We start from the raw sequence: 12,408 nt of genomic DNA on the forward strand, positions 1-12,408 counted from the left end.
GCGCTATTTACTTGCTTTGCCCTTGGCGTCTTCGGCCTTCAGCTTGGCCGCCAGGTTCAGGATGTAAGGCCGCAGCTCATCCTTGACTTCAGGGTGGGTGAGACCGTACTCGATGGTGGTTTGGACGAAGCCGAACTTGTTGCCGACGTCGTAGCGGTCACCGGTGAATTCGTGGGCGAACACGCGCTGGGTGCGGTTCAGCGTGTCGATGGCATCGGTCAGCTGGATCTCGTTGCCCTTGCCTGGCTTTTGCTCATCGAGGATGTCGAAGATCTCCGGGGTCAGCAGGTAGCGACCGATGATGGCGAGGTCGGACGGGGCGTCTTCCACGGCCGGCTTTTCGACGAACTTGCGCACGTTGTAGAGGCCCTTGCGCACTTCGCTTTCGGGATCGATCACGCCGTACGCAGAGACTTCCTGGTGCGGCACCTTCTTGACGGCGAGGATCGACGCGTGAGTCGCTTCGTACTCGTTGATCAGCTGCTGGGTCAGCGGCACCTTGTCCTGCATGAGGTCGTCGCCGAGCATCACCACAAAGGGCTCGCCGGCGATGAAGGACTTGGCCAGCCGTACGGCATCACCGAGGCCGTTGGGGTAAGGCTGGCGCACGTAGAACAGGTTAACGCCGATGTCGGTGGTGTCGTGCACCATTTTGAGCAGCGCGGTTTTGCCCTTGGCTTCGAGGTTCTGTTCGAGCTCCGGCGCGGAGTCAAAATGGTCCTCGATGGAGCGCTTCTGCTTGCCCTCGACGATCAGGATGTCCTCGATGCCACTGGCCTTGGCTTCCTCAACGATGAACTGAATGGTCGGCTTGTCGACGATCGGCAGCATTTCCTTGGCCAGCGCCTTGGTGGCCGGCAGGAACCGGGTGCCGAGGCCGGCAGCGGGAATCACGGCTTTTCTAACTTTCATGGTGTGCCTCCAGAGTCAATTTGATACCTTCACCATACCGTATTGGCGGCCAAAAAGGTAGCGCTGGCCCTGAATTCTCACGCACGCGCCGGCATTCTTAAGCTTTCTTGAGCATTCCGTTAGGTGCGGGCGCGGCTGGGGGCGTACGCTTGGCCCATCACCCGAGCAAGGCGGTGTAGCGTTCGGCCAAGTGCTGGCGAATCCGACCCACCGACCGCGGGGTCAGGTGCAGGGTGCGGGCGATGGCGCGGTCGTTGGCGCCACTGGCCCGCAAGGCGAGCACGCGCCGTTCGCGTGGGGTGGCGGTTGCCCACAGGGTGGTGAGGGCGATGGTTCGGTTGAGCTGGTCGATGCGGGTGTTGTCGGCGAGGGCCGCAGCGGCGACCGTCTGCGCGCGTAGGGTCTGGTCCAGGTCGCGACGGTAGGTGGCGAGCCCCTGCTCATGGGTGCGCGCCCGGCTGCGTTTTTGCATCAGGCGCAGGTAGATGAAGAAGCCGGCGAGCCGGTTGAACTTGATCAGGGCCGCGTGGGTGCGCGGTGGGGCATCGTAGGTGACGTAGTACTCGGCGTAGATGATGTGGGCGTCTTGCAGGTAGTCGGGGTAATCGGGATCGGATCGGCGCAGGCCTACCCGGGCGAGGGCCGTGTGCAGCACCCCACGGTGTTTGAGGCTGAGCGCGAATCCGGCTGCGAGGGTCGCAGTCATGGTCATCATGTCCTTTGGCGCCGGTGGGCCCACCGGCTGGGGTTTTCGCTTCTCGAGAACCGATGGTCACAGTGTAAGGGGTGAGCGCCTCACCGTAAAACGCCCCTTCATGGGGAGGCACCGGCGTGGGGCCGGGCTGGGCGGATCGGCGTAACGGATTGACGGGTATGCGGGTGCCGCGGGACACGGCAGGCGCCCGGGGGAGGGGGCAAAGGCATGAGTGAGCAAATTTGGCCAACGCAGGTGCAGGTGGTGCACGCGCGGCGGCAGCCAGGGGATGGCACCGCGTTGCTGGCGCGGGTGGATGAGCTGCCGGAGACAACGCTTGAGGCGCTGGGGGCGGACTTGGTGTGCGCCGTACCGATCGCGCACGCCGTGTACGGGTCGCTGGTGTTGGATGGCCGCGGCCGCGCGTTTGTGCTCAAGATCCGCCCGCATACGCTGTGGCGCCGCTTGAATCAGGTGCCGCCAACGGTTGCCGCTTATCTGGCGACCGTGGCCACGCAGGTGTATGAGACGCAGTTTCGCGCGCGCCCCTGGCGGCGCCAGCCCCCGATGATCGCGCACCTGTCGCAGTACTATTTTTCCCTGGGCGGCACGGGCCAGCGCCACAGTCCGGCCATCATTGCCGGCCACGCGCTCCTGACGTGTGATGCGCTGGCGCCGGGGCGGTTCCGCTTCGTGGTGGGCCGCGGCGCGCACCGGTGGACGCTAGACTTGGCGTTTGGCACAATGGCGCCGGCGTACTTCCGCCCGCTGAAGGACTACTACCGGGCGGTGATGGCCACCGCGTTCGCCACGCTGGCCCCGGTGTATAGCCAGTTCCTGTACGACAGCCAGCCGGTGCGCAGCACGTTTGGGGTGACCAAAAACCAGCGTGCGCTGGGTACCGTGGCGCCGGCGCCAGACTTTGCGGGGGTGTTGCAGCTGGCCGTGGCCGCCCACGGGTTGGAGCTGGTGCGGCTCGTGTTTGACCTGACGACCGTGCAGGTGGAAGAGCGCGTGCTGACGGCCCGCTTGGCCCAAGCGCTGAGCACCACGCAGGGATTGGACGCGTTGGGGCCGTTGTGAGTCACTTTTGCCGCCAAGTGGTGCTTCTTATAGTATCCCGAGGCAAAGGAGGTGAGCACATGAAGGCAACGGTGAGTCAGGCGGTCACGTACCGCTATGCGGATGCAACGGACAGCAGCAAGACGTTCACGCGGCGATTGACCAACGTTTTGCCCAATGCGGATGACACAGCGGTCGTTGCGCTGGGCGAGGCACTGGCCAAGGTGACCCAAAACAGCGTGTTGCAGTCGGCGGTGCTGTCGATCACAGCGACGGTCGAAAAGGGTTAGCCTAGGCGCTTAGGGAAAGGAGGTGAGCACGATGGACACAACGGCAACGGAATTGCGGCTGAGTTTTCGCGGCAACGATGGGGTCCAGCGCACCATTCGGCTGGGTCAGTACGACAGCGATCTCAACGCCGATGAGGTGGAGGCGCTGATGAACGCCGTGATCGGCGCGCAGATCATCGGGACCGGGGACGTCTTGTACTACGCCGCGGCGGTGGCAGCCACCAAGGTCGCCACGACCACCACGGTGTTGCGCAGTTATAACTAACGCTTGCGTCGAGGCCAACGCCTCGGCGTACATACTCAGGGGGGTGAGGCAGATGCGCTTGGCCATGTTAGGATTCGCGTTCGTCAGTGTAAATCTGGAATTCTTGTTCGTCTGGTTGTACCTGCTGGCGCGCTACACCCCGTGGCGCGTGGCGCTGGGCCAGGCCGGCGTGACGGTGGGGCTGGTGCTGATCGCATGGGCCGCCAGCCTTGGCCTGCAGCTGGCGGTGCCCACGTGGCTGGTCGGTGGGGCCGGCCTGGTGCCGCTCGTCTGGGCGCTACACGCACCCACGCCGCCTGCGGTGATGCTCACGGTCGTGGTGTTGACGGCGCGGTGCCAGCTGGCCCTGTACCTGCCCGTGCTGGTGGGCGCGACCTGGCAGACGGTGGCGCTGGGGGTGGGCCTGATCCTCGGCCTCACCCCGCTGCTCAGCTTTGGACTGGCCAGCGTGGCGCGCCACCCCGCCTGGGCGGACACCATTGCAACCCGGGCCAAAACCAGCACCACGACCTGTTACGTGGCGGCCGGCGTGTTTGTGGCGCTGGACACGGGCCTGGTGGAGGTTTTGCTGAAGGGGGTGCGCGCATGAAACGCTGGCGGCGGCAAGGGTGGTTGCTTGTGATGCTCGTTGTACAGTTCGGCCTGCTGGTGTGGCCGCGCGGCGCCCTGGTAGACGCAGGGCCCGCCGTGGCCGTTGCTGTGGGGCCAGGGTCAGGCCATAAGTTTTCGCCAAGCCAAGGGGTGGGGCCGACGAAGCCAGGAGGATTGTGGTAAGCTAGGCTTCCTAGGGGGTGCGCCATGTCTCATCGTCGTCAAATCTGGATTAGTGTGACCACCACGCTGTTGCTCCTCGTGATGGGCTTCAACGTGTTCTTCCAAATCGACCACACCCAGGGCCGCTCAATGGCGCCATCGCTTGCGGACGGGCAGTGGCTGGTGGTCGCGCGCCCGCGCACACTCCGCTGGTTCAATCAGCCTTACCGCTACCGCGACATTGTGATCGTTGCTAACGCGGCCGAGAATCTGAATGTGCCCAAGGATCGGTTGCTGGTCAAGCGGCTGGTGGGCAAACCGGGGGACCTGATCGGCGTCAGCCAAACCACGGTTTACCGCAACGCCAAGCCGATCAGTGAGCCCTACGTGACCTACGCCATGGACAACAGCCAGTACGATTACGGCGGCGTGGCCGGTGGGGGCGTGATGTTTCGCAACGCGAGCTACGTCACCTCAACGCTTTTGAAAAAAAATCAGTACTTCATCCTGGGCGATAACCGCCCAGTTTCCGCCGATTCGCGCTGGTTCGGGCCCATCAAGGCCAGCCAGCTGCGCGGCAAAGTCGTTGCCCGCCTGGGCCTCAACGACACCATCGGCTGGCAGCACCTGCTGGGTCAGGCCCTGCGCTTCGTCCCGCTGACGCTCGTCCTGCTGTGGGTCGCCGGGGTCTACTGGCCGGATTGGCAGCAGTGGCGGCAGCGACGAAAGTAGTTTCACGTGAAACAGCAGACGGCCAACACCGTATAATGAGATATTAATGAAAAAATCATTGACTAACTCTCATCGAAACACTAGTATGGGTCTAATCATTCAGACAGTGACAAGATGAGTACCCGCAGGTGAGCGTCCAGAGAGCCGGTGGCAGGTGTGAGCCGGCCGTGAAGCAGCAGGGAAAATGGTCTTCGAGTCTTGTTCGTGCAAGCGATCGTGAGTGCGAACCGGAAACGCCCGTTAACGCGTCCTTGTTTCGCGCCATGCGCCGAACAAGTAGTGACGATTGGTGACAACCGTCAAAAATCCGGGTGGTACCGCGCACACGCGCCCCGTGGTCTAGATGACTGCGGGGCTTTTTGGGTTCTGCGGGGGGCTGCAACCGGACTATCGCCGATCTTTGAAAGGAGCTTTATGATGACAAAACTCGTCACGCAACTGATTCAGGGCACCAACGGCACTGATGATCGCAATACCGGTGCGGTGGTGCCACCGTTATATTTTGCCACCGCGTTTCGCCACCCCGGCCTGGGTGCGTCCACCGGCTACGATTACGCGCGGCTCGAAACGCCAACGCGCGCGTTGCTCGAAAAGCAACTCAATTTGCTGGAGGGCGGGGCCGCGGCGTTGGCCGTCAGCTCGGGGATGGCAGCGATTGACCTTGTGTTCAGCACCTTTACCCAGACCGGGGATCACTTTATCGCCAGCGATGACCTGTATGGCGGCTCCTTTCGCTACTTCGACCGGCGTCAGGCGCAGTATCACGTGAACTACGACACGTGGGATGGCCGTGACATTGCGCAGCTCATTCAAGCCCTGCGGCCTGAAACCAAGCTGATCTGGCTGGAGTCGCCGTCGAACCCAACGATGAAGCTGATCGACCTTGAAGCCGTTGCGACCGCCGTGCATGCGGTACGGCCGAACATTCTCGTGGCCGTGGATAACACTTTTTTGACCCCGATCTACCAGCGGCCGCTCACCCTTGGCGCGGATCTGGTCGTGCATTCGGCTACGAAATACCTCGGCGGGCACAACGACATCCTTGCGGGGGCCGTTGTGGCGCGCACCGCCGCGCTGGCCGAAGCGCTTCAGGCCCAGCTGACCACGACCGGCCAGACCCTCGATCCTTTTTCCGCTTGGCTTTTGCTGCGGTCGCTGAAAACGCTTAAGGTGCGCATGGCGGCGCACACCGAAAACGCACAGTTCTTGGTGGCGCACTTGCCACACCTGACGGCCATCACCAAACTTTTATACGCTGGGGTCGGTGGGATGATCAGCTTTTACCTGGCGCCTGAGGTTGCGGTCGACGCCTTTTTGCGCGGCCTGAAGGTCTGTTCGTTTGCGGAAAGTCTCGGGAGCGTGGAGACCCTGGTGACCGTGCCGGATGTTCAGACCCACCACGACATGCCTGAGGCCCAACGCCGCGCGTTGGGGATCACGCCGCAGCTGATCCGTGTTTCGGTCGGGTTGGAAGACGCAGAAGACTTGCTGGCCGACCTGACGCAGGCCATCGCCGGTGCCCAGCCCAAGGAGGATTAGCCATGCACGATTGGACCAAAATCATCAAGGCCACCACGGTCAAAGACCCCGCCAGCGGGGCCGTCAACACGCCGATCCATCTGAGTTCCACCTTTTATCAGGCGGATTTTGACCACTTTGGCGAATTCGACTACGCGCGCAGCGGCAACCCGACGCGCCAAGTCGGCGAACAGGCCATCGCAACGCTTGAAGGGGGCCGCTCCGGCTTTCTGTACAGTACGGGAATGGCAGCCATCACGGGCGTCCTGACTATTTTCAGCCAAGGCGACCACCTGCTGGTTTCCAAGTTCGTCTACGGAGGGACCTTTCGCTTGCTGACCCAGGTGCTCAACCGCTTTGGGATCACGCACACGTTCGTTGACCCCACTGACCTGACCGCGCTTGAAGCGGCCATTCAGCCGAACACCCGGGGCCTGTACCTTGAGACGCCCTCTAACCCCGTGCTGGCGGTGACCGACCTCGCTGCCTGCGCCGCCATTGCCAAAGCGCACGGGTTGGTGACCATTGTCGACAACACCTTCATGTCGCCGATCTTGCAAAAACCGCTGGCATTAGGCGCTGACATCGTGGTGCATTCGGCGACCAAGTTTCTTTCCGGCCACTCGGATATCCTCGCCGGGGCCGCCGTCACCGATGCCCCCGCCTTGGCGGAACGGCTCTATTTTATCCAGAATGCCTGTGGCGCGACCCTAGGCGTGACGGATACTTTCTTACTGCTGCGCGGTATTAAGACCCTCGGCGTACGCATGGCGCAGTCTAGCCACGCGGCGCAACGCATCGCCACGTGGTTGGCCCACCAGCCTCAGGTCTCGCGCGTCTGTTACCCCGGGCTCGCCAGCCATCCCGGGTATGCGATTCAGCAGCGGCAAGCGGTCAACGGCGGGGCGGTGTTGAGTTTTGACGTCGGTTCCGCAGCCCACGCCCGCGTTTTGGCCGAGCACCTGCGCATCCCCGAGTTTTCCGTCAGCCTCGGAGGCGCCGAGTCCATCCTGTCGTACCCGCCTAAAATGAGTCACGCTGAAATGACTCCGGCCGAACAAGTCGCCTGTGGCATCACGCCGGGGCTGCTGCGCTTTTCCGTTGGCCTGGAGGACCCGGATGACCTCATCGATGACCTACGCCAAGGGTTGGCGCGGCTGGATTAGTTTCACAGGGTGGTAGTTTCACGTGAAACAAAGTAATTGAAAAGATTTCAAGTATCGGGAATCAGCGCTGAAACTCCTCGAATTATGAGGAATTGCAGCGCTTTTTTGCACGATTCAGGTTCACGGCACTGATCGATTTCGGTATGCGCAGACCGTGAGATCTGGATGGTTGGCTTTATGCGGTGCGATAAACACAAGACACGATTCTCGGCCAATTCGTCAAGCGATGAGTTAAATCGCTCGTTGCGCATACCTGCGTTTGTGCGCGATTTAAGACAAAAATCAAAAATTTAGGTTGACCCGCGCTTGTGATAGCGCTATCATTCACATTGGTTACAACCAATATTGGTTGTAACCAATGTCGCTAGGCCAATACTGGTAGGAGGTATTTGAATGAAGAGATTGTTGGATATGGCAGGGAAGGATTTTTTAAACTTAACTGCTAACGAATTAAAGCAAGCGATTGTTGCATCAGAAGGGCGTGTCATTTGTGCAGAAAATGTCGCCACAGCGCAACCGTATTTGGGTGATAGTGTCTCTAATGCTGAAGTTGAAAAGGCTGCTGGCGCTGACTTATTAATGCTCAATGCATTTGACATCTTCAATCCTCGAATCCAGGGTCTACCGGACACGCCAGAGGCCCATGAGTATCCGATTCAATGGTTAAAGAAAGCGGTGAGTCGGCCAATTGGGATTAATCTTGAACCGGTGGATGAGGACGTTGATCTGGTTGAAAATCGGTTCGATATTGTTTTAGGTCGTCGCGCTTCGCCTGAAACCTTACACAAAGCGGAAGAGCTTGGCTTTGACTTTATCTGCCTAACAGGGAATCCGGCGACCGGTGTATCAAACGATTCTATTCTGGCGACCGTCGCGATGGCACGGCAACACTACAAAGGCTTGATTTTTGCCGGGAAGATGCACGGTGCTGGTATACCGGGCGTCATTATGGATCTGGAGATTGCAAAACGGTACGTGGCGGCGGGGGTTGATGTACTCTTGGTCCCCGCACCCTATACAGTTCCTGGGTTCATGCCACAGGATTTGCGTGAAATATCTCAGTATGTTCGGGCTTACAACGAAGATAAAGAAATTAAAGATCGTGTTCTGATTATGACTGCGAATGGGACGAGTCAAGACTCGTCAGATAAAGCAACCATTCGGCAGATTGCACTGGCATCCAAAGCCGGGGGTGCCGACATTCAACACATTGGCGACTCAATGACGGGAATGGCACTACCGGAGAATATTTATGCATTAGGTGTCGCCATTCGAGGGATTCGTCACCAGATCACGATGTTATCTCGCTCTGACTATAGAGGAGGGCAAGCACATGAGTAAGCAGAGCTTTACCGACACACTCAACAACAAAATTCTGCCAAAAGTAATGAAGATTGGTGAACTCAAGGCTGTCGGCGCAATTCGAGACGGGTTTGCAGTAATTTTGCCCTTGATTATGGCAGGATCATTTTTCTTAATTTGTATCAACTTGCCGACTTTGTTGCATTTTGACGGTGCAATTAACGCGATTCTTGGCAATGGGTGGGGCGATAAGCTGGCCTATGCTGTTAATGCAACGTTTAACATTATGGGCCTGGCCGCCTCCGCATCAATTGCATACTTTTATGCTCGTGAGCATAAAATCGAGCCATTTTCTCCGGCTATTGCTAACATGGCTGCGTATATGTTGACCATTCCGCTGACTAAGGCCGGCGATGTGCCACTTGGCCAGCTGGGAAGCCTGGGACTGTTTGTCGCGATCGTGCTCTCATTTCTCACGGTGCATGTCTTTAAGTTCATGCAGGAGAAACATATCGAGATTCACTTGCCAGAGAGCGTGCCGCCTAATGTTGCGCATTCCTTTTCAGCCATGTTTCCAACGATCGCCGTCGTTGTCATCGTGTTGCTGGTTCGCCTGTTGGTTGAAGGCGTTGGGATGGAAAGTATCAACAGCGTGATCACGATTGTTCTTGGGGCGCCCTTAAAGAAAGTTGGGGGTGGCTATCTCGGCGGATTGGCTTACGTATTGGTAGTGCACCTTTTATGGGCCGTTGGGATTCACGGGGGCAACATTGCCAACTCAATTATGAGTCCAATTTTCCTACAACAGCTTGATGAAAATCGTAAGGCGGTCGCTGCTGGTTTGCCAATCCCAAATATTATCAGCGACAGCTTCTGGGTCTTTGTTCACATTGGTGGCTCAGGTGTAGTTCTGGCACTTGCCTTACTCATTGTCTTTCGGTCAAAGAGTGCGCAGAACAAGCAGCTGGGTAAACTGGGCATTGGTCCGACGTTATTTTCTATTAATGAGCCAATCATGTTTGGACTTCCGGTCATCTTTAACCCGATTATCCTGATTCCGTATGTTGTATCTGTCGTTGTTGTGTTCACAATCAGCTATTATGCGATGTATTCAGGTCTCGTACCACGAACTAATGGCATCATGGTGCACTGGACGACACCGGTGTTTGTGAGCGGCTATTTGGTCACAGGGAGTATTCGAGGGGTCCTGCTACAACTGGTGAACATGGTGGTTGCAACGCTGATCTATCTGCCGTTCTTCACAAAATACGACCAGCGAATCTACGATAAGGAAATGAAGGAAGCTGAAAAGATCAGCGCCAAGGAAGCATAGATCGGAGAAATTAATGAAGGCCGTTTTAAAGATTATCTTGGGTAATATTTTGATGGGATTCGCGTATGCCCAATGGATGGCACCTGATGGTATCATCAATGGTGGGGTAACTAGTGTATCCATGATTGCCAACCGATTATCCGGAATCCCAATGCTCTATCTGACGAACGGCATTACACTAATGCTCCTTGTGGTTTGTTGGATATTTCTCGGCAGGGGAAACTTCCTGCGCTCCTTATTGAGCAGCGTTGCGTATAACCTGTTCTTTAGCCTGTTCTACTTAATGCCTAATCTATTTCACGTCAACCTGGTTGTGGATGTTGGCCTGTCGTGTATTCTAATTGCACTAGGCTATTACTTCTGCATCGATAATGATGCCTCCACAGTCGGGATGGACGTGATTGCGTTAATTATCCACAAGCGGACTGGGCGCAACTTGGCTGTGATGCTACGAATGATCAACTATGCTGTATTACTGGTTGGTTTACTGGTTTATGGCGTTCAGTCAGTGGTAATTGGCTTAATATTCAGCTTCTTCCATACGAGGCTGTTGCAATGGTTACTTAAACGGGCAGATAATCGGCGTGTGGAACTAGTCCAACAAAAGGTAAGCTAGCTAGTAGAACAACTGCGAGCGGCTGTATCTGAGCGAATCATCGCGGATTCGCGACCGTTTGCAGGAGTTCGCTCGATGCTGATAGATGGGCTATAATAACTCCGTAATAGCGCTATCATTAACTTGTAAAGGATAGACGATTTCATGGTCAAATACGTTGGTGAGAACGGAACTGAATCACTATCAGATCAGTTAGTCGATCAATTAAAGAAGTGGATCAACACTCAGATGCAAGTCGGCGATATGCTGCCGACAGAGCGTGACTTATCCGTTCAGTATGGTGTGAGCAGAACAACAGTAAGAATCGCGCTACAAAAATTAGAACAGATTGGTTACGTCAATCGCCAACAAGGTCGGGGAACCTTTATTTCAAGCCGAAAAGATTCGCCAGCAAGCGAATATGTGGAAGATCAATTTCGGGCACTGATTGAGCAGAGTGGGCGCCACGCCCGAACGCGAGTGCTGGGTGTTGAGTACCCAGATGCTACGGCGCAGATGGCCAAACTGCTGGAGTTGAACGAAGGCACAAAACTACTTGAAATAAGATTGCTACGAATTGCGGATACCTTGCCGGTAATATATGAACGCGTCTATCTTGGGTATGAGCGCTATCAGGAGATTCTCCCCTATGAGTTTGAGCATAAGTCGCCGCAGCGGATCCTGATCGATGAATTTGGCGCGCGCGCCCTTCACATGGATGACGTGATTCAAGTGGTACCCGCTTCGGCTGAAGTGCTAGAGAATTTAGAAATTGGGTCGCCTGTATCTGTGATGCAGACGCAACGCGTTATTTATACCAGTAACAACGAGCCACTCGCGGTTGTGTTGGATGACGCCCGCGCAGAAGAGTTCGTCTACCATGCCTCCAGGAGAGTGGAATAACCAGAAATGAGGCTCAGAGATGAAAATCAAATATTTGGGGACGGCAGCCGCCGAGAGAATTCCAGCGATGTTTTGTAGTTGTTCCGTATGCACGAATGCTCGAGAAAAAGGCGGACGTGAGCTCCGGACACAGACTCAGACATTGATTGATGACGGAAGGCTGATGATTGACTTCCCCGGTGATAGCTATTTGCATCAGATGAAATATGGCATCAACTTTAATGGCATTCGAAATTTGCTGATTACACATTGGCACTCCGATCACCTCTATGCAGAGGATCTCGCGTATCGAATGAAGGGCTATTCACAGGGCATTGAACAGCGATTAGAGGTCTACGTTAACGCCTATACGATGAAGTTTATTGAACGCGCTTTTGAACTCGAGGGTCGTTGGGATACGGAAATGTTTAATTTTCACATTGTTCGACCATACGAGTCGTTTATGATTGACCAGTATGAGGTGTTCACCTTACCTGCACAACACGGAAACTTCAAAGCAGATTGCTTTATTTATGTCATTAGAGAAAAGTCGGGCCCAACGATACTATGGACGCATGACACAGGGTATTTAACAGATAGTATGTTTGAATTTCTGACGCAACAGGGCTTCCATTTTGACTTTGTTTCGTTAGATTGCACGAGTCAAACGTTACCCGGTAAGATTTCAGCACATATGAACTGGCGTCAAAATCTGGCGTTAATTGAGGCGCTTAAAGAAAAACATCTCGCATCTGCTAAAACCCAATTTGTGATCAATCACTTTTCGCATAACGGCGGACAGACTTATGCGCAGATGCGTGAAATTGCGCAGCGTGAGGGTGTCATGGTCGCGTATGATGGCGCCGAATACGAGATCACGGCGCCGCAGCGCAACTAGAGGCAA

At 56.4% G+C, this 12,408-nt stretch carries 15 protein-coding genes and 1 other annotated feature; of the genes, 13 read left to right on the forward strand and 2 right to left on the reverse strand.

Annotated features, from left to right (window positions below):
* Positions 1-3: 3 nt before the first annotated feature.
* Together galU and EKM88_RS00790 are read right to left on the reverse strand one after the other, a co-directional pair.
* Positions 4-912, reverse strand: coding sequence for a UTP--glucose-1-phosphate uridylyltransferase GalU (gene galU, locus EKM88_RS00785; protein WP_125702276.1), 909 nt, complete (start codon positions 910-912; stop codon positions 4-6).
* Between the two features lie 157 nt (positions 913-1,069).
* Positions 1,070-1,618, reverse strand: a complete 549-nt coding sequence (locus EKM88_RS00790; RefSeq protein WP_125702277.1) for a helix-turn-helix domain-containing protein — start codon at positions 1,616-1,618, stop codon at positions 1,070-1,072.
* Between the two features lie 216 nt (positions 1,619-1,834).
* On the opposite strand from EKM88_RS00790, the gene EKM88_RS00795 reads away from it, so the two are divergent.
* The 13 genes from EKM88_RS00795 (at position 1,835) to EKM88_RS00855 (ending at position 12,402) form a co-directional block, all read left to right on the forward strand.
* Positions 1,835-2,689: a hypothetical protein gene (locus EKM88_RS00795; RefSeq protein ID WP_125702278.1), complete on the forward strand. Its 855-nt coding sequence runs from the start codon at positions 1,835-1,837 to the stop codon at positions 2,687-2,689.
* A 59-nt stretch (positions 2,690-2,748) separates the two neighbouring features.
* Positions 2,749-2,958 carry a DUF1659 domain-containing protein gene (locus tag EKM88_RS00800; RefSeq protein ID WP_125702279.1) on the forward strand — a complete coding sequence of 70 codons (210 nt, stop codon included), beginning with the start codon at positions 2,749-2,751 and terminating at the stop codon, positions 2,956-2,958.
* 31 nt (positions 2,959-2,989) lie between these two features.
* Complete coding sequence (locus tag EKM88_RS00805; RefSeq protein ID WP_125702280.1) at positions 2,990-3,223, forward strand: DUF2922 domain-containing protein; 234 nt, start codon at positions 2,990-2,992, stop codon at positions 3,221-3,223.
* 52 nt (positions 3,224-3,275) lie between these two features.
* Positions 3,276-3,812, forward strand: a complete 537-nt coding sequence (locus EKM88_RS00810; protein WP_125702281.1) for a hypothetical protein — start codon at positions 3,276-3,278, stop codon at positions 3,810-3,812.
* A complete protein-coding gene (locus EKM88_RS00815; RefSeq protein ID WP_125702282.1) occupies positions 3,809-3,997 on the forward strand; it encodes a hypothetical protein in 189 nt (62 codons plus the stop codon). The genes EKM88_RS00810 and EKM88_RS00815 overlap by 4 nt, the downstream gene beginning before the upstream one ends.
* A gap of 24 nt (positions 3,998-4,021) precedes the next feature.
* Positions 4,022-4,708: a signal peptidase I gene (gene lepB / locus EKM88_RS00820; RefSeq protein ID WP_125702283.1), complete on the forward strand. Its 687-nt coding sequence runs from the start codon at positions 4,022-4,024 to the stop codon at positions 4,706-4,708.
* 97 nt (positions 4,709-4,805) lie between these two features.
* Positions 4,806-5,046, forward strand: a binding site (T-box leader).
* Positions 5,047-5,125: 79 nt separating this feature from the next.
* On the forward strand, positions 5,126-6,247 hold the full coding sequence (locus EKM88_RS00825) for a trans-sulfuration enzyme family protein (protein ID WP_404819949.1): 1,122 nt from the start codon (positions 5,126-5,128) through the stop codon (positions 6,245-6,247).
* A 2-nt stretch (positions 6,248-6,249) separates the two neighbouring features.
* Positions 6,250-7,392 (forward strand): trans-sulfuration enzyme family protein, encoded by a 1,143-nt coding sequence (locus EKM88_RS00830; protein WP_125702285.1) that lies wholly within the window; start codon positions 6,250-6,252, stop codon positions 7,390-7,392.
* A 393-nt stretch (positions 7,393-7,785) separates the two neighbouring features.
* A complete protein-coding gene (locus EKM88_RS00835) occupies positions 7,786-8,733 on the forward strand; it encodes a DUF7916 family protein (RefSeq protein WP_125702286.1) in 948 nt (315 codons plus the stop codon).
* Positions 8,726-10,027 (forward strand): PTS sugar transporter subunit IIC, encoded by a 1,302-nt coding sequence (locus tag EKM88_RS00840; protein WP_125702287.1) that lies wholly within the window; start codon positions 8,726-8,728, stop codon positions 10,025-10,027. Before EKM88_RS00835 ends, EKM88_RS00840 begins: the two co-directional genes overlap by 8 nt.
* 13 nt (positions 10,028-10,040) lie before the next feature.
* Positions 10,041-10,643, forward strand: a complete 603-nt coding sequence (locus EKM88_RS00845; RefSeq protein WP_125702288.1) for a YitT family protein — start codon at positions 10,041-10,043, stop codon at positions 10,641-10,643.
* Positions 10,644-10,787: 144 nt separating this feature from the next.
* Positions 10,788-11,525: a GntR family transcriptional regulator gene (locus EKM88_RS00850; protein ID WP_125702289.1), complete on the forward strand. Its 738-nt coding sequence runs from the start codon at positions 10,788-10,790 to the stop codon at positions 11,523-11,525.
* Between the two features lie 19 nt (positions 11,526-11,544).
* Positions 11,545-12,402: an MBL fold metallo-hydrolase gene (locus EKM88_RS00855; RefSeq protein ID WP_125702290.1), complete on the forward strand. Its 858-nt coding sequence runs from the start codon at positions 11,545-11,547 to the stop codon at positions 12,400-12,402.
* The last annotated feature ends 6 nt before the right edge of the window (positions 12,403-12,408 follow it).

This window comes from Lacticaseibacillus daqingensis, from assembly GCF_003946115.1.
GTDB lineage: Bacteria > Bacillota > Bacilli > Lactobacillales > Lactobacillaceae > Lacticaseibacillus > Lacticaseibacillus daqingensis.

What these genes read in the sequence shown, in the direction of transcription:
- galU (WP_125702276.1), bottom strand. Translation starts at nt 912, where the DNA reads ATGAAAGTTAGAAAAGCCGTGATTCCCGCTGCCGGCCTCGGCACCCGG.
- EKM88_RS00790 (WP_125702277.1), bottom strand. Translation starts at nt 1,618, where the DNA reads ATGACTGCGACCCTCGCAGCCGGATTCGCGCTCAGCCTCAAACACCGT.
- EKM88_RS00795 (WP_125702278.1), top strand. Translation starts at nt 1,835, where the DNA reads ATGAGTGAGCAAATTTGGCCAACGCAGGTGCAGGTGGTGCACGCGCGG.
- EKM88_RS00800 (WP_125702279.1), top strand. Translation starts at nt 2,749, where the DNA reads ATGAAGGCAACGGTGAGTCAGGCGGTCACGTACCGCTATGCGGATGCA.
- EKM88_RS00805 (WP_125702280.1), top strand. Translation starts at nt 2,990, where the DNA reads ATGGACACAACGGCAACGGAATTGCGGCTGAGTTTTCGCGGCAACGAT.
- EKM88_RS00810 (WP_125702281.1), top strand. Translation starts at nt 3,276, where the DNA reads ATGCGCTTGGCCATGTTAGGATTCGCGTTCGTCAGTGTAAATCTGGAA.
- EKM88_RS00815 (WP_125702282.1), top strand. Translation starts at nt 3,809, where the DNA reads ATGAAACGCTGGCGGCGGCAAGGGTGGTTGCTTGTGATGCTCGTTGTA.
- lepB (WP_125702283.1), top strand. Translation starts at nt 4,022, where the DNA reads ATGTCTCATCGTCGTCAAATCTGGATTAGTGTGACCACCACGCTGTTG.
- EKM88_RS00825 (WP_404819949.1), top strand. Translation starts at nt 5,126, where the DNA reads ATGACAAAACTCGTCACGCAACTGATTCAGGGCACCAACGGCACTGAT.
- EKM88_RS00830 (WP_125702285.1), top strand. Translation starts at nt 6,250, where the DNA reads ATGCACGATTGGACCAAAATCATCAAGGCCACCACGGTCAAAGACCCC.
- EKM88_RS00835 (WP_125702286.1), top strand. Translation starts at nt 7,786, where the DNA reads ATGAAGAGATTGTTGGATATGGCAGGGAAGGATTTTTTAAACTTAACT.
- EKM88_RS00840 (WP_125702287.1), top strand. Translation starts at nt 8,726, where the DNA reads ATGAGTAAGCAGAGCTTTACCGACACACTCAACAACAAAATTCTGCCA.
- EKM88_RS00845 (WP_125702288.1), top strand. Translation starts at nt 10,041, where the DNA reads ATGAAGGCCGTTTTAAAGATTATCTTGGGTAATATTTTGATGGGATTC.
- EKM88_RS00850 (WP_125702289.1), top strand. Translation starts at nt 10,788, where the DNA reads ATGGTCAAATACGTTGGTGAGAACGGAACTGAATCACTATCAGATCAG.
- EKM88_RS00855 (WP_125702290.1), top strand. Translation starts at nt 11,545, where the DNA reads ATGAAAATCAAATATTTGGGGACGGCAGCCGCCGAGAGAATTCCAGCG.